This is a genomic window from Acinetobacter higginsii (genome assembly GCF_000369845.1).
GTDB lineage: Bacteria > Pseudomonadota > Gammaproteobacteria > Pseudomonadales > Moraxellaceae > Acinetobacter > Acinetobacter higginsii.
In genome coordinates, this window is record NZ_KB850217.1 from 214,715 (window position 1) to 231,632 (window position 16,918).

Below are 16,918 nucleotides of genomic sequence, written 5' to 3' on the forward strand. Positions count from 1 at the left end.
ATATTGATCTATTGAAAGATGAAAAATAAAATTATGGCGCAGCAAGACTGACTTGACCGTGAACAACGTGGAATAATTGAAAAGAAATCGACAAATCCTGTAAGTGTTTTAATACCGACGCATGGTCTAAGGTGGTCATAAAAACTTGACTTCCCAACTGACTCAATCGCTCAATTAAACGTTGTTGTGCAGTCTCATCTAACTCTGCTGTCAGATCATCTAATAATACCACAGTTTCCTTATTACTCGCATGTAGCATTGCAATTTGTGACAGTTTTAATGCCATGATTAACAACTTTTTTTGCCCGCGAGAGAGCACATCATCTGCATTACCAAACGGCGTTTTTAAACGTAAATCAGCGCGATGCGGACCATACTCGGTATAACGTCGATCGAGGTCTTTTTGATGCTGCTGAACCAAGTCCTGCAATAGACCTTGCTCAGAATGAAAACCCGGATTGTATTCCAGTTCAATTTCAAGATTAGGTAGAAGCTGCTTTAAATCTTCATGGAAAAATTGGTTCCATTGCTCAACAATACTGACCCGTTGTGAATGCAGCATTTCACCATAATCACTGAGCATTTTATTCCAAGGCTCTAAATCAGCCAAAGTCAGATTGCGCCGTGTCTTGAGCAAACTATTGCGTTGTTTGAGTGCCCGAGAATAATATTGCCATGCAAAATAAAACTCAGGTTCCACGTGGAACATTAACCAATCTAATAACTGTCGCCGAGGCTTTGCACCATGGTCAATAATATCGGTACTCTGTGGATCGATATGCTGTAAAGGCAATAATTTTGCCAGTTGACCTTGAGTCGCAATAGTATCGCCATTGACCTTAATCACCTGTTCGCCCGAAGCCAACTTTTGCATACCAATACGCTCACTGGCAGATTGCGCAAACACAATTGCATCCCCAGCGTCATATTGGATGTAATGTTTTGGAATATGGGTGCGAAATGAACGACCTGTTGCCAGTAAATGTATGGACTCGAGAACTGAAGTTTTTCCAGAACCATTTGCGCCGTAAAAAATATTAAACGGTTGCAACTCATGGAGTGCAACCGTCTTTAAATTACGTACACGTTCGATATTTAAACGCGTGATTTGCATGCTTTAAAACTCAAATCTCGCCATTAAACTCGCATTGGCATCACGACATAGGTTTGATCTGGATGGGCTGGATCTTGAACAAGCACCGACTGATTGGCTTCGCTCATGCTCATTTTCACGTCATCACCATCCAGTACACCCAGCACCTCAAGAATATATTGTGCATTAAATGACATTTCTAAGGGTGCATCTTGATATTGAATTGCAATATCTTCTACCGCTTCATCCTGTTCTGGGTTATTGGCACGTAACTGTAATGAATCTTGATTAAAATTCAAGAAAACACCACGAAGTTTTTCATTACTTAAAATAGCAACACGCTGCAACGACTGTTTAAACACATCATGTGCAATAAACACATGCTTATCACCATTTTTTGGAATGACACGGCGATAATCAGGGAACTTCCCATCAATTAACTTCGTCGTGAAACGAACCGTAATATCACCCTGCTCTTTATCACGGCTTGGCGTATTAATGGTGACGTTCAACAATTCACGCCCAATCAATAAGGTCAATTGCTCATCTTCAAGACTCAGTAAACGTTGTAATTCACCTACGGCTTTACGCGGAACAATGGCCTGCATCGGCGCTGCTGCTGTTGAAGAAGCCAACACCTCACACAAGGCTAAACGATGTCCATCAGTAGTTACTGTACGTAATTGATTTTGATCAATTTCCAACAATGTACCCGTCAGGTAAAAACGGACATCTTGTACAGCCATAGCAAAAGCTGTTTTTTCAAATAATCGCTTCAATTCACGCTGCGTGACCTGAACTTGTGTACCCTGACTATTTTCAGTAGTTAACAATGGATAATCTTCCGCAGGAAGTGTACCCAAAACGAAACGGCTATTGCCCGATTTTAAAATACAACGTTGATCTTCAGTAATTTGTAGATCAATCAAGGCTGCTGTCGGAAGAGATTTACAAATTTCGACCAGTTTACGTGCAGGAACCGTGGTTTCACCCGCTTCCAAACAAGCACCTTCTGCTAACGTAGTGCTGGCAACCAATTCAACTTCCAAGTCAGAACCTGTAATGGTTAAAGCCTGTTGTGTGGTTTGAATTTTAACGTTTGAAAGAATATTCAAGGTATGACGGCGTTCAACAGCCCCCACCACATGGGATAAAACATTGACTAAACTTTCTTTAGCGATTTTCAAACGCACGATTTTATTCCTCTTACAACAGAAGTCGATATGAATGTTAGCAGTGTACTATGCTGCACTTAAAAATAGTTTGCAACTCTGAAAAATAGATTAACTTTGTAACAAGCGCAGTAAATTTTTATAGTCTTCATTAAAAATAGGGTCTTCTTCACGCAAGCTGACCACTTTTTCACAGGCATGCATCACGGTACTGTGGTCACGACCACCAAAAGCCATGCCAATTTCTGGGAAACTATCCCCAGTTAATTCACGTGCCAAACCCATGGCCAATTGACGTGGGCGTGCATAAATACGGGTACGTTTTGGACCAATCAATTCTTTTAATGGAATTCGGAAGTATTCACTCACCACCCGCTGGATATTTTCCACGCTAATGGTACGTGCACGAATCGCCAAAACATCTTTTAACGACTCACGTACGACATCTAGGTCAATGACGGTACCTTTGAAACGTGAAATCGCGACCACTTTATTCAGAGCACCTTCAAGCTCTCGCACATTGGCAACCACTTGTTGTGCAATAAACAAAGCACAGTTTCTTGGTAAATCAACACCACTATTTTCAGCTTTTTTCAGCAAAATCTCGATACGGGTTTCGATATCTGGTGGTTCAACCCCCACAGATAAACCCCATGAAAAGCGAGAAACTAAACGTGGATCAAGTTCAGTCAATTCTTTTGGATAACGATCTGAGGTTAAAATAATTTGTTTAGATTCATCCAATAAAGCATTGAATGTATAGAAGAATTCAACAAGACTTGCTTCTTTTCCTGCGAGCAAATGAATATCATCCACCAACAATAAATCTAAAGAACGACAATTTTTCTTAAATTCTTCAACCTTACCTTTTTGTAATGAACTGACAAAGTCCTGTACGAAACTTTCCGAAGTCATATACATCACACGTGCATTTGGCTTGGCTTGTAATAGCGCATTGCCCACGGCCTGCATTAAATGGGTTTTACCCAGACCTGTTGGGCCATACAAAAATAAAGGGTTGTGTTGCGAAGCACCTAACTGCGTTAAAACTTTACGGCAGGTTTCAGCAGCCATTTGGTTAGAACGGCCTTCAACAAACAAAGAGAAGGTAAATAATGGATTGAGTTGTCTTTTCTTCGGTATTTTAGTGACATTTTGACTGGGTTGAACCAAGTCAGATTCTTTTTTTACTTTTGTTGGAACAGCAACAGGTGCACTACTCAACGCTGCTGTTGTGGTTGCAGGTTGCTCATTAGAAGACAAAATTGTCCCAGGACGTGAATCAACCAGAATTTCAACCTGACGAACTCGGCCTTCCGACAATTGTTCCGCAAGAATAGAGATCAGTTCTAAATGGTTATCTTGAATATAACGCGTCCAATAGGGGTTCGGTGCGTATAAACGCATCACACCATCAACCTCTTCAGCAACCAAAGGACGAATCCACATCGCAAAGACGTTATCAGATAGCTCTTGTCGCAAGCGAGTTAAGCAGTCTGTCCAGAGCATGTGCATCCCCTATATATCCATTTTTTAAATTCAAAAATAAAAAACCGTCACCCCTCATCTTTCAAAGGGGTCGCCATTCTAACCAAGTTATCCACATCTGTCAGGACAATTTATGGGACTTTTGCTGAAAAAGACAGCATTCGTTTATAAATTTAAATTCAAAACCACATGTGCATAACTTTTTGCACAAGCTGTGGATAGTTTTAAGCTCAAAGTTATCCACAAACTATAAAATTGATAAAAACATACTTATCCACAGCATAGCTTTATGTTTATTAATAAAAAAACACCACTTTCCACAGAATAAATGCGCCCTAATAAGAATAAATTTAAATTTTAAAATTTGAATTTACTTATAGGGTTCACTCGAAATGTGGATAACTGAGCATATCGAAATTTAAATTCAAAATCCAAGAATTAAATTTAAATCAGAAGATGGATTGTTGATAAGCTTGTTTGTAAGCTGTGAATATAGACGAATACTGATATTATTTAAATAGATAGCTTGTGTATATTTTTTGTTTTCAATAAAAGCATATAACTTCGAGCAGTTTTATTGCTTCAAAACAGAACAAAGAAAATGTAAAGTTTTTGATTTTTCATTGACAGCGTAAACATTGCGCAATAAAATCGCGGACCTTTATAGAAAGATCATTTTGGAGTTTCGAAATGAAACGTACTTTCCAACCATCTGAATTAAAGCGTAAACGCGTTCATGGTTTCCGCGCTCGTATGGCTACTAAAGCAGGTCGTCAAGTTTTAGCTCGTCGTCGTGCAAAAGGTCGTCATAGCTTAACTGTTTAATACTGTTAAGCTGACCAGACTTGGGTGATGACACTTTACAGTTTCGGCACTGAATCTCGTATTCGTTGTGCCGCTGATTATAAAAGTGTATTTGATGGTGCGCTTTTTAAAGTGCATCAGCCCCATTTCCTTTTTTTAGCAAAATTAACCGAACAGCCGAAAAGCCGTTTGGGTATTGTCGTTGCTAAAAAAAAGGTGCGTCGTGCACATGAACGAAATCGAATAAAACGTCTTGCTCGGGAGAGCTTTCGTTTACATCAAGCGCAATTTAATGCTGATATCGATATTGTGGTGATGCCTAAAGTAGGTATAGAAGCAATCGCAAATCAAGAATTACATCAACAATTAGATTTTGCTTGGCAAAAATTACAACGCTTAGCAAAGAAGCATTCCAAAGTCGTTGTGACATCCCTCCAAAATTAGAGATCTCCAATGGTACGTTTACTGCATTGGTTGATAAGATGTTACCAAATCGCAATTAGTCCATTATTGGGTCCTCGTTGTCGCTATATTCCCACTTGTTCGCAATATGCAATCGAAGCCTTGCAGACACATGGCGCGGTCAAAGGTGTATGGTTATCGACTAAGCGAATTTGCCGTTGTCATCCTTGGGGTGGGTCAGGCTATGATCCAGTGCCTCGTAAAGCACTTCGTTTTATTTCGTTTCATCAAATAGATTCTCAAATGCATCACGTTGCTGTACCCTTTCGTGATCGTTTATTCAAGCAAAATCTCTCTAACCATTTGGGATTATAGATATGCAACAATGGGCCAGATTTGCAATTCTTGGAGCCATGTTTGTTACCGCATATTTGCTTATTTTGGCTTGGCAAAAAGATTATGGTCATGCTGCACCAGCACCGCAACAACAAGCGGCTGCTGTGACTGCACATGAAGTATCTGCAGATTTGCCAAATGCTCAAAATGCAACAGCGGCTTCAGACTTGCCACAAGCAAATGTGACTGCATCACAAGCCACAGAACATAATACATCTGTGAGTCAGCAACTGATTTCAGTACAAACTGATCTTTATCACCTGTGGATCAATCCAAAAGGTGGTGATATTGTCCGTATTGAATTGTTAAGCCATGATGAAAGCAAAGACAGCGACAAACCGTTTGTCATGCTGGAAAGCGATGCGAAACGTACTTACGTCGCTCAATCTGGTTTAATTGGTTTAAATGGACCAGATAGCAGCCGTGGCGGTCGTCCAATGTATGATGTTGAAAAAACAGCATACACGTTGGCAGATGCGAAAAGCGTTGCGTCGAAAGATGGTAAAACACAGCAAGTGTTGACTGTGCCGTTGGTATTTAAAACACCTGAAGGTGTGGAAGTGATCAAATCGTTCACCTTCACGCAAGGCGATTACCCAATTACCGTTAAACATCAAGTCATTAACCGCAGTCAGCAAAGCTGGCAAGGTCAAATGTTTGGTCAATTAAAGCGTGATAATTCGGATGACCCAGGTAAGTCTTCACAAGGTATTTTCACCTTGGGTACTTATCTTGGTGGCGCTTGGGGTACACCAGATGCGCATTATAACAAGTTAAAATTTACCAACTTTAATGACGAAAAATTAAATGTTGAAGCCAAAGGCGGCTGGGTTGCCATGGTTCAGCATTATTTTGTGAGCGCATGGATTCCTGGGAACTTAAAACTCACTCAGGCCGATGGTCAGCCATATAATGCAAAATTAGAGTCACGTCAGTCTACGGACGGCATGAATATCATGGGCTTCACTTCTCCAGTGATTAATGTACCTGCAGGTACATCAATGGAAGTGGATGCTAAACTGTATTCAGGTCCAAAAATCCAATCTGAACTCAAAGACTTAGCTGCTGGCTTAAACCAAACTGTTGATTATGGTTGGTTATGGCCAATTGCGAAATTATTGTTCTTGGGCTTGCAATTCTTCCATAACATTATTGGTAACTGGGGCTGGTCAATTATCTTATTGACGATCTTGGTGAAGTTGATTTTATGGCCACTTTCTTCAAAAAGTTATCGTTCGATGGCGAAAATGCGTGTGATTGCACCAGAAATGCAACGCATGAAAGAAGAATTTGGTGAAGACCGCATGCGTTTCTCGCAAGAAATGATGGCGTTATACAAGCGTGAACAAGTCAACCCATTGTCTGGTTGCTTGCCATTGCTGTTACAAATGCCGATTTTCTTAGCCTTGTATTGGGTATTGATGGAATCTGTTGAACTCCGTCATGCACCGTGGTTAGGTTGGATTCAAGATTTATCTGCGATGGATCCATGGTTTATCTTGCCGTTGATCATGGGTGTGACCATGTTCGTTCAGCAAATGTTGAACCCACAACCGACTGATCCAATGCAGGCAAAAGTGTTCCGTATCATGCCAATCATGTTTACGGTATTCATGTTGTTCTTCCCTGCGGGCTTAGTGCTTTACTGGATCGTCAACAACAGTATTACCATTTTGCAACAATGGTTTATTAACAAAGGTGTCGAAAAAGACCGTCTCAACAAGGTTGAGCCGAGCGCTTAAGTTCGAACTTTTACTGAATAAATCCGCTTAAGATGGTAATCTTAGGCGGATTTTTCTTTGTCTGTATTTAGCGGTTGAACCCAACAACCCTTGCGTTTTTTAGGTGAATTTAACATGCAACATCAAACCACAATTGCTGCGATTGCTACCCCATTAGGTCGTGGTGGTGTGGGGGTGATTCGACTCTCTGGACCAAAAGCTTATGCAATAGCAGAGCAACTGACCCAGAAAAAGCTCCCTGCGGCACGCATGGCAGGTTTCCGTCAGTTTTGTGATGCCGATGGCTCGGTGATGGATGAAGGCATTGTATTGTGTTTTCCAAACCCGCATTCCTTTACCGGGGAAGATGTGGTGGAACTACAAGGTCATGGTGGTCCAGTCATTCAAAATGCCCTGTTAGCACGTTTACTGGATTTGGGCGCAACTGCTGCAAAGGCGGGTGAGTTTTCCATGCGTGCCTTTGAAAATGGCAAAATGGATCTGGTGCAAGCAGAAGCAATTGCCGATTTGATTGATGCGACATCACAGGCAGCAGCACGTTCGGCGGTTCGTTCTTTACAAGGTGCATTTTCAACCAAAATTAATACGGTTTTAGAAAAGCTGATTCACTTACGTCTGCATGTTGAAGCCGCGATTGATTTCCCAGAAGAAGAAATTGACTTCTTGGCTGACGGCAAGATTTTGGCCTTGTTGGACGATGTACAAGACTCGGTTCAAGCGGTACAGCAGTCTGCGCGGCAAGGCCAATTGCTACGTGAAGGTTTACAAGTGGTGATTGCGGGTAAGCCGAACGCGGGTAAATCGAGCCTGTTAAATGCACTGGCAGGTCATGAACGTGCCATTGTGACCGATATTGCAGGAACCACTCGAGATGTGCTGCATGAAAAGATCAGTTTAAATGGCTTGCCGATCACCTTAACTGACACTGCTGGTTTACGTGAGACGGGCGATATTGTGGAGCAGGAAGGGATTCGTCGTGCGATAAAGGAAATTGAACAGGCAGATTTATTGCTGTTGGTGTATGACTTAAATCAGGGCGATGAACCATTACAGTTGGCACATGAGTATTTTGCTGATCATCTGGAACCAAAACGTTTGTTATTGATTGGCAATAAATGCGATTTAACTGGACAACAAGCCGAAATGACCGATTATCAGGGTTTCCGTCATATCCGTGTCTCAGCCAAACAGGATATGGGTGTTCAGGCGCTCATAGATGCGATTACAACGCATGCAGGCTTCCAACCCGAGGAAGACACCTTTATCGCCCGAACACGTCATTTAGACGCAATGAAGCGTACTCAGCGCTACTTGTCTGAGGCGCGTGAGCAGTTGGTGGTGTTTAACGCTGGTGAGCTGGTGGCCGAGTCGTTGCGTTTGGCGCAGAATGCATTAGGTGAAATCACCGGTGATTTCAGTGCCGATGATTTGCTTGGTAAGATTTTTGGTTCGTTCTGTATTGGAAAATAATGAATTAAATCAAATATTAATGGCTTGGATTGTGTTGCAATCCAAGCCATTTTTTCTATCACTGATCTTCAGTTTGTTGCTCTTCTTCAGGCTTTTCTTCTTGTACCACATTTAACGCAGTCATCATTGCAACGGGTGCGCCTTCTTGGCGAGTACTTTTCAGCTTGATCTGTAAACGCAATTCATTGACTGAATCGGCATTGCGTAAGGCTTCATCATAGCTAATCGCGCCTTCGTTATACAGCTCAAATAAGGCTTGGTCGAAGGTTTGCATGCCTAGCTCACGCGATTTGCTCATAATCTCTTTCAGTGCGTGGAACTGTCCTTTGAGAATATTGTCGGCAATCAATGGGGTATTCAATAAAATTTCAATTGCAGCACGACGACCTTTGCCATCTTGGGTACGAACCAGACGTTGCGAAATAATCCCTTTCATATTGGATGAAAGATCCATCAGCAATTGATTGCGACGCTCTTCTGGGAAAAAGTTAATAATTCGATCCAGTGCTTGGTTGGCATTATTGGCGTGTAAAGTACCTAAGCAAAGATGTCCTGTTTCCGCAAAGGCAATCGCGTGTTCCATGGTTTCAGTATCACGGATTTCACCAATCAGAATCACATCAGGTGCCTGACGTAGTGTGTTTTTCAAGGCGTGGTGCCATGAATGACAATCAACCCCTACTTCACGATGGGTAATCATCGATTTTTTGTGTTTATGCACATATTCCACTGGGTCTTCAACAGTAATGATATGCCCCGCTGAGTTTTCATTACGATGGTCAATCATGGCCGCCAAAGAGGTGGATTTGCCTGAGCCTGTCCCCCCAACAACCAACACCAGACCACGCTTTTCCATAATCACATTTTTCAGAGATTCTGGCAGTTTCAGCTTTTGGAAGGTTGGAATTTCTGAGGTAATGGTACGAATCACCATGCCGATTTGCAGCTGTTGTTTAAATACGTTGACACGGAAACGGGAAACATTGGGCACATTGATTGCGAAATTACATTCCCATTCTGTTTCAAATTCTTGGCGCTGTTTTTCATTCATCAAACTATAGGCAAATAGCTTGGTTTTATCTGCGGTAAGTGCCTGTTGCCCCAATGGACGCATCAGGCCTTGCAATTTAATGCTCGGTGGAAAATCAGCGGTGATAAATAAATCGGACCCCCCATATTCCACTACTTTGCTAAGCATATGAAACATAAAGGTTTTGGCTTCTTCTAATAGTTCCGCGTTATACATTGAGCTACCTAAATTTTTTACAATGAAGCGAAGTTCATTGCTGTAATACGATGATAATCATCCCGATAGGGAAACATTTTTTTGTTTCTTGAAAATGAATAATGATAGATCAAGGCGACTCGATTTAGGCCATTTTATTCCATCATTTTCACTGTGCTGCTGAATGATGCGAATTATTCCAAAAAGCGAGGTATTGATCTATGTACTTTTTTAAAAATATTAAATAATTATCAATGTGATGGACCTAAATTGTCAGTTTTTTACTGAATCGATCGCTTGCAGCATGTGTATGGGTGAATGTGAACAGAATAAACGGATGTTCCACGTGAAACATCGCATGAATTGGTAGAGTTTTGGTTGTTACTGAGTAAGCTTGGCTGTTGAACGGCTTGAGACTGATTACAATAGCCGCTGATTTTTGAATTGAGTGTCAGACATGTTAAAAAAAATTGGGATGTTCTCATTATTGAGCTGTATGTCAGCGATGAGTTTTGCCAACGTAGACAGCTTAAAAAGCAATTTAAATAAGCAATATCCCAATATCCAAGTCAGCAACATCCAACCTACAGAAATGACGGGTTTATATAGTGCCAGTCTGGATAATCAGATTATTTATTTGGATGAAAGTGCACAACATATGTTTGTGGGTTCTATGGTGCGCCTAAAAGATCAAAAGAACCTCACCAAGGATTTAGTGATCCAACAAAATTCAATTGACTGGAAACAACTGCCTTTTAAGGATGCGATTAAAACGGTTAAAGGCAATGGTAAGCGTGAGTTAGTGGTGTTTTCGGACCCAAATTGTTCATATTGCAAAAAATTAGAAGCTGAACTGGACAAGCTGACCGATGTGACGATTTATACCTTTATCTATGCTTTAAAACCACAATCGATTGCGGTGTCAAAATCGGTTTGGTGTGATGCCAATCCTGCCTATGCATGGAAAAATTTGCTACAAAAGAATCTGCAACCGAAAGAAAAAAGTTGTGCCAACCCGATTGAGCGTAACCTTGAACTCGGTCGTAAACTTGCTGTGGATGCCACACCAACCTTGATTTTCTCAAATGGTTTGAAAATGGTCGGTGGACGCAGTGCTGAAGAAATTCAGATGATTTGGAAAGAGCTCGGACTCTAATGAAAAAACTCCCCAATCATTGATTAAAATGAATGGGGAGCTTTCAGAAGGGATTTAACTTTTTTTGGTGATGAGTTTATAAAGGAATAAAATAATCACTGCACCCAGAACAGACGCAATAAAACCTGCTGCCGAATTTTCAGCATATAAGCCAAGTAAACGTCCACCGTAAGTGGCGAGTAATGAACCTGCGATACCCAATAAGGTCGTGACAATAAAGCCAGCTTTGTCATCACCTGGATGTATTGCGCGTGCAATTAAACCAGCAAAAAAACCAACAACAATGGCTACAATCAGAGACCACATTATCTTTTCTCCTTGTTTTAAAAGCGGTATTTCTTATTATCCTGCTTGATTAGAGCCTACTTTGTCTGTAGTGGATTGCCTATTTATGTCGTATTTTTGTGCATTCTTTAGCAGGCTTTGTTTAATAAGAAAACATAAAAAAGGTGCCCTAAGGCACCTGAGTCAGCATTATGATCAGCCCATGACAGTTGTCATCGGTATTGATGCAATGCCAGTAAGGTTGAGTCATTAAAGACCGATTTCACCAATAAATGGGAGGTGACGGTATTTTTGATCGAAATCCAAACCATAACCAACAATAAAGCGATCTTCGACTTCAAAACCGAGAAATTTAACTTCTAACGGAATTTCACGGCGTGATGGTTTACTGACCAGAGTACACAGTTCAATCGAGTTCGGGTTACGTGTTTTCAGCATTTCAACCACTTTACTTAAAGTGTTGCCAGAGTCGATAATGTCTTCCACCACCAGTACATCTTTACCGTGAATTTCACCATCCAGATCTTTTAGGATCTTGACGTCTCTTGATGAAACAGTGGTGCCATTGACGTAGCTAGAAACAGTCATAAAATCGAGTTCGTGTGGCTTTTCAATGGCACGGCATAGGTCGGCCATAAAAATAACTGAACCACGTAACAGGCCAATCAATACCAGTTCTTTATCACTTTGAGCATAGTGTGCATTGATCTTTTCGCCCAGTTCTTTAACTTTGGCTTGAATCTCTTCACTTGAAATCATAATGCGCATTGCAATGGTCATCGGTAGATTCCTAAAACTTAAAAACGGGAAAATAAAAAAGGTGTTGACCTGCAACACCTCGAAATCTTGAGCTAATCCGCCAATTTTAAAACAAAATCACCTTTCATGCACCTTTTGATGATGAAGAATATGTTTCATTTTGAGCAGATGCACGGTCACGTTTTAACAGAACCGCACATCCAATGGCCAATATGATCCACCCAAGTTTTTGTTTATTTAAACGTTTCGCTTTGGCTGTAGGCTTTTTGTCCATAGATATAGGTTGCCTCAATATTTCGGTCATCGCCCATGGTGAATAAGGCGAATAGGCTGTCATCAACCGATTTTGAACGGGACTGACGCAGTTGCTGCAATGCGGTCGGTTTCAGGTTCAGTACCACAAAATCAGCTTCTTTACCGAGATTGAAATTACCGAGCTTGTCATCCAGATGCAAGGCTTTTGCTCCGCCTAAGGTTGCATGATAGAGCGACTCAAATGCCGACAGCTTATCACCTTGTAGCTGTTGAACCTTGTATGCTTCATTGACGGTTTGCAATAAGCTAAACGAGGTCCCTGCCCCAACGTCGGTGCCAAGGCCGACTTTAACCTGTTGTTGCCAAGTTTTATTCAATGGGAATAAACCGCTACCCAAGAATAGATTTGAAGTTGGACAGAAGGCAATTGCAGAATCAGTTTCATGCATGCATTTCCATTCAGCATCTTCTAAATGCACGCAGTGTGCGAATACTGAGCGCTGGCCAGTTAAGCCATAGTGATGATAGACATCCAGATAACTCTTTTGCTCAGGGAACAAATCTTTGACCCAAGCAATCTCATCTTTATTTTCACTCAAATGGGTATGTACATAGACATCTGGGAATTGTGCTTTGAGTTGGCCTGCTTTTTCGAGTTGTTCTGGGGTAGAGGTCGGCGCAAAACGTGGGGTAATTGCATACAGTGCACGACCTTGGCCATGCCACTTCTCAATTAATGCTTTAGAATCGTTATAGCCGCTATCTGCGGTGTCACACAAGGCTTCGGGTGCATGACGATCCATCATGACTTTACCCGCGATTAAACGCATCTGGTGCTGTGCTGCGGCCTCAAATAAGGCATCCACCGATTCAGGATGTACCGTACAGAATACCAATGCTGTGGTGGTGCCATTTTTGAGTAGTTCATTGACAAAGAATTGCGCAATTTCTGTCGCATAGGCTTGGTCTTTGAACTGGATTTCGGTTGGGAAGGTATAGGTATTTAACCAGCTTAAAAGTTGCTCGCCGTAGGCCCCGACCATTTCGGTTTGTGGAAAGTGAATATGGGTATCGATCATGCCCGGAATGATCAACTGTTCTGGATAATGCTGAATTTCAACGTTTGCAGGAAGATGGGCTTGAGCGTCGTTCCACGTGCCAAACCAGCGAATTTTGCCCTGTTCAGTGATCATGACACCATCTTCGAGATAGCGCACTTGATCGGCAATTTCAGCAGCTTGGGAAACGGTTTTTTGAATATCTAAGAAGCGACCACGAATCACCGTGATTGGAGTAGCCAAAGTCATAACAACCTACAATTTTACTTTTTTCGGTTGATTGTACCTGATTTTGCCAAAGTTACTGGATTATTCGTCTAATTCGTCGGCTTAAAAGGTATATAAATGTGACTCATAATTTAAAGCAACTCAGTTTGGGGAAATTGAAATGTATGCCTTATCTGGGGGAAACGCAGAGACAGAGCAAAGCAATCGAAGCAGACTGTTTGATCTGATTATGCAGTCCCCTGCCTTGTATGGGATGTTGCAGCAATTGGCTCGATTACATCCTGCAGCTTATTTAAGTGCGGGTGTGCTTCGGAATACCGTATGGGCACATTTACATGGTCAAAGCTTTAACTTGAACAATTGCGATATAGATGTGATTTATCATGATGCAATGCAAACAGATGAGCGTTTGCAAAAACAGTTACAGCAAGATTTAGAGCGTATCTTTCCTGAACAACAATGGGATGTGGTGAATCAGGCCTTGGTACATACTTGGTATCGTCAGGACAATGCAGCAAACATTCAACCTCTAGTATCGCTTGAACATGCCTTGTCGCTATGGCCAGACACAGCAACGGCGATTGCGCTCAGGTTAAATTGCGCTGGAGAAATGGAGCTGATCGCACCCTTTGGCCTGCTTGATTTATTTGCACTGAGATTGCGTTGGAATCCGGCATTGGTCAGCTATGACACATTTAAACACCGGCTTGAGTCGAAACAGTGGTTACAGCAATGGCCTAAATTGCAATTAGTTGATGATGCTCAAATAAAAAAGGGCCTTCATTGAAGACCCTTTTGAAATGCTTTGTGTTTATTGTTCTTGGCGTTTGTTATGACGTAACGAGAGATAAGCGGTGATGCTCAACACCAGTACGATAAAGCCTAACGAGATCCAGATTGGCATGTGGAATACATCGAGCAATAACATTTTTGCACCAATGAACAATAAGATGATGCCCAAACCATAGGGTAAGTAATGCATTTTGCTTGCAGCACCTGCCAATAAGAAGAACATCGCACGTAAGCCTAAAATCGCCATTAAGTTTGCGGTTAACACAATGAACGGGTCACTGGTCACAGCGAAAATCGCAGGAATAGAATCCACTGCGAAAATCACATCAGACGCTTCTACCAAGATTAACACCAAGAACAAAGGCGTTGCCCATAACACACCGTTCTGACGAACGAAGAACTTATTGCCTTCTAACTGTGGGGTAATCCGCATGTGTTTGCGTAACCATTTCAGGATTTTGATATCTTCAATATTGGTGTCTTCTTCATCCTGCCCTTTCAGGAACTTAAAGCCTGTGTAGACAAGGAACGCACCGAAGATATACAGCACCCAAGAGAACTCTTGTACAAACCAAGCACCAATAAAGATAAAGATGGTTCTTAAAATGATTGCACCGAGTACGCCGTAAAGCAGGATTTTACGCTGGAATGCAGGAGGGATTGCAAAAGCCGCAAAAATCATCAGCCAGACAAAGACGTTATCAATTGCCAGCGATTTTTCCAGTAAATAACCCGCAAAGTATTCCATGGTTTTTTGGTTGGCGATGGTTGCACCAACGGTTTGTTGTAGATACAACCACAAACCACCACCAAAGATCATGGCAACGGTGACCCAGGCAATACTCCAGTAAGCCGCTTGCCTGATAGGTACATCTTGGTTTTGTTTTTGTTTAAAGCCTAAAAAGTCGACCAGTAGCATGACCGTTACGATTCCGAAGAACGCAACGTACAGCCATAAATTACCGATAGTTTCCATCACAACTCCCTATCTGGCAAATGGACATAAAAAAACCTTGACCAGTTGCCAGATGAATTAAATAAAACATCTGTTTCAACATGATCAAGGTCTTGCCTACATCACGATCGTTTGTGATGCTCAGAGTCCGACTTTTTGCAAAGTGTAATGACGAAACTCTGACACCTAAATTGTTCAGTTTCACAACCTAGGCTTGGAGGAGGCTACTCCCCTTGTCAAATTCTGTTATGGATGATGACATCCAAAGATAGGCATAGAATTACATAAATAATCGATTTAAGCAAACTTTGCATGCATAAATTTTAAACATTATTTTTTATCTTGGTGAGATAGGAAAATTCCTCAACTTGGATTAATTTAAACTCGAACTGCTTTGTAACGTGATGAGAATAAAAACAGATGAGTCCTGCAAAAATTCAAGATAGACCAAGAAAGCGACTTGCACCGCGTGATCCAACCGAAGCTCACCGAGCCGCGACACCCCTAGAATTGTTATTTGACCTGATTTTTGTAGTTGCGATTGCAACCGCAGGACAGCAGCTCCACCATGCGATCATCGAAGGCCACTTATGGCATGCTTTACCGACCTATTTTATGGTGTTTTTTGCCTTGTGGTGGGCATGGATGAACTTCACCTGGTTTGCCTCAGCCTATGACAATGATGACATGCTGTATCGCTGTCTGACTTTTGTGCAAATCGTCGGGTCATTGGTGATGGCGGCAGGCATCCCCGCAGTGTTTCAAGAACATAATTTCGATGTGATTATCATTGGTTATGTGATTATGCGTTTGGCTTTGGTGACCCAATGGATCCGTGTCGCAAAACATGATCCTGAACGGAGGGTAACAGCCTATCGCTATGCCGTTGGCATTGTCTTAGTGCAGTTGGGATGGTTAATCGGCAATTTTAGTGCCATTCACATGACCCCTCTGCTATTCCTTATTCTGGTTTTGGCTGAACTCGCCGTACCTCTTTATGCTGAGAAGCATGCGGTAACACCATGGCATCCACATCATATTGTTGAGCGTTACAGTTTGCTTACCATCATCGTGTTGGGAGAGTCGATTATTGGCAGTTTTGCCGCAACGCAGGAAGCTTTTTCCAATCATGATGTCAATTTCAAAGAAATCTTTTTGGTGATTGGTGGACTGTTGATGATGTTTGCCATGTGGTGGGTCTATTTTGACCGCAGTCATCATCACCATCAACGTCGTGGGGTACAGCCTTTTTTATGGGGCTATGGTCATTTTTTTATCTTTATCAGTATTGCGGTATTAGGTGCTGCTTTAGCCGCAGCAGTTGATGTTTCAACTCAACATGCCCACATTTCCAGCCAAATGATGGGATGGCTGATTGCTGCCTGTCTGGCGATTTATAGCACCTATATTTGGTTGTTTTACGAGGCCTTTGATTTATCTGGATGGCGACGTTGGCTCTATCCAATCACCATTTTGATTCTTTTTGCGATTCCTTTATTTTTTGCCGATATTGGTTATATCGTTTTTGCGATGGCGGTGATTTATATTCTGCGTCTTGTCATTGCTAAACTGTATTTGAACAATTGTAATGATGAGCAGGTGGTTGCAAGTACATAATCAAAGTACTGCTATCAGGTA

The 16,918-nt window shown here is 41.7% G+C and carries 16 protein-coding genes; 8 read left to right on the top strand and 8 right to left on the bottom strand.

Going from position 1 to position 16,918, the window contains the following annotated elements; genetic code table 11:
• Positions 1–31: 31 nt before the first annotated feature.
• From recF to dnaA, 3 genes are all read right to left on the bottom strand, one after another.
• Positions 32–1,114: a DNA replication/repair protein RecF gene (recF, locus tag F885_RS05630; RefSeq protein ID WP_005320046.1), complete on the bottom strand. Its 1,083-nt coding sequence runs from the start codon at positions 1,112–1,114 to the stop codon at positions 32–34.
• A gap of 23 nt (positions 1,115–1,137) precedes the next feature.
• Complete coding sequence (gene dnaN, locus F885_RS21280; protein ID WP_005201768.1) at positions 1,138–2,286, bottom strand: DNA polymerase III subunit beta; 1,149 nt, start codon at positions 2,284–2,286, stop codon at positions 1,138–1,140.
• A 90-nt stretch (positions 2,287–2,376) separates the two neighbouring features.
• On the bottom strand, positions 2,377–3,774 hold the full coding sequence (dnaA, locus tag F885_RS05620; protein ID WP_004803339.1) for a chromosomal replication initiator protein DnaA: 1,398 nt from the start codon (positions 3,772–3,774) through the stop codon (positions 2,377–2,379).
• 669 nt (positions 3,775–4,443) lie between these two features.
• Here dnaA and rpmH point away from each other — a divergent pair.
• The 5 genes from rpmH (at position 4,444) to mnmE (ending at position 8,567) form a co-directional block, all read left to right on the top strand.
• A complete protein-coding gene (rpmH, locus tag F885_RS05615; protein ID WP_000831329.1) occupies positions 4,444–4,578 on the top strand; it encodes a 50S ribosomal protein L34 in 135 nt (44 codons plus the stop codon).
• Positions 4,579–4,605: 27 nt separating this feature from the next.
• Positions 4,606–5,001, top strand: coding sequence for a ribonuclease P protein component (gene rnpA, locus F885_RS05610; protein ID WP_004656857.1), 396 nt, complete (start codon positions 4,606–4,608; stop codon positions 4,999–5,001).
• A 9-nt stretch (positions 5,002–5,010) separates the two neighbouring features.
• Positions 5,011–5,334, top strand: a complete 324-nt coding sequence (gene yidD / locus F885_RS05605) for a membrane protein insertion efficiency factor YidD (protein WP_004803336.1) — start codon at positions 5,011–5,013, stop codon at positions 5,332–5,334.
• Between the two features lie 2 nt (positions 5,335–5,336).
• On the top strand, positions 5,337–7,097 hold the full coding sequence (gene yidC / locus F885_RS05600) for a membrane protein insertase YidC (protein WP_004803334.1): 1,761 nt from the start codon (positions 5,337–5,339) through the stop codon (positions 7,095–7,097).
• A gap of 114 nt (positions 7,098–7,211) precedes the next feature.
• Positions 7,212–8,567 (top strand): tRNA uridine-5-carboxymethylaminomethyl(34) synthesis GTPase MnmE, encoded by a 1,356-nt coding sequence (gene mnmE / locus F885_RS05595; RefSeq protein WP_005320050.1) that lies wholly within the window; start codon positions 7,212–7,214, stop codon positions 8,565–8,567.
• A gap of 58 nt (positions 8,568–8,625) precedes the next feature.
• Here the strand turns inward: mnmE and F885_RS05590 are convergent, their stop codons facing one another.
• The gene (locus F885_RS05590; protein WP_005201774.1) at positions 8,626–9,813 is read right to left on the bottom strand and encodes a PilT/PilU family type 4a pilus ATPase; all 1,188 of its coding nucleotides are present in this window, start codon (positions 9,811–9,813) and stop codon (positions 8,626–8,628) included.
• A gap of 436 nt (positions 9,814–10,249) precedes the next feature.
• Here F885_RS05590 and F885_RS05585 point away from each other — a divergent pair, with 436 nt between their 5' ends.
• On the top strand, positions 10,250–10,948 hold the full coding sequence (locus F885_RS05585; RefSeq protein ID WP_005320051.1) for a DsbC family protein: 699 nt from the start codon (positions 10,250–10,252) through the stop codon (positions 10,946–10,948).
• A 54-nt stretch (positions 10,949–11,002) separates the two neighbouring features.
• Here the strand turns inward: F885_RS05585 and F885_RS05580 are convergent, their stop codons facing one another.
• The 3 genes from F885_RS05580 to guaD all read right to left on the bottom strand — a co-directional run bounded on the left by F885_RS05580 (position 11,003) and on the right by guaD (position 13,554).
• Positions 11,003–11,254, bottom strand: a complete 252-nt coding sequence (locus F885_RS05580; protein WP_004656846.1) for a GlsB/YeaQ/YmgE family stress response membrane protein — start codon at positions 11,252–11,254, stop codon at positions 11,003–11,005.
• Positions 11,255–11,482: 228 nt separating this feature from the next.
• Positions 11,483–12,013 (bottom strand): hypoxanthine phosphoribosyltransferase, encoded by a 531-nt coding sequence (hpt, locus tag F885_RS05575; RefSeq protein WP_004803306.1) that lies wholly within the window; start codon positions 12,011–12,013, stop codon positions 11,483–11,485.
• 212 nt (positions 12,014–12,225) lie between these two features.
• Positions 12,226–13,554, bottom strand: coding sequence for a guanine deaminase (guaD, locus tag F885_RS05570; protein ID WP_005320053.1), 1,329 nt, complete (start codon positions 13,552–13,554; stop codon positions 12,226–12,228).
• 139 nt (positions 13,555–13,693) lie between these two features.
• Between guaD and F885_RS05565 the strand changes: the two genes are divergently transcribed.
• Positions 13,694–14,320, top strand: a complete 627-nt coding sequence (locus F885_RS05565; RefSeq protein ID WP_005320054.1) for a nucleotidyltransferase family protein — start codon at positions 13,694–13,696, stop codon at positions 14,318–14,320.
• A 24-nt stretch (positions 14,321–14,344) separates the two neighbouring features.
• On the opposite strand, the gene F885_RS05560 is transcribed toward F885_RS05565, so the two are convergent.
• The gene (locus F885_RS05560) at positions 14,345–15,301 is read right to left on the bottom strand and encodes a TerC family protein (protein WP_005320055.1); all 957 of its coding nucleotides are present in this window, start codon (positions 15,299–15,301) and stop codon (positions 14,345–14,347) included.
• 399 nt (positions 15,302–15,700) lie between these two features.
• Here F885_RS05560 and F885_RS05555 point away from each other — a divergent pair, with 399 nt between their 5' ends.
• A complete protein-coding gene (locus F885_RS05555) occupies positions 15,701–16,897 on the top strand; it encodes a low temperature requirement protein A (RefSeq protein WP_005320057.1) in 1,197 nt (398 codons plus the stop codon).
• The last annotated feature ends 21 nt before the right edge of the window (positions 16,898–16,918 follow it).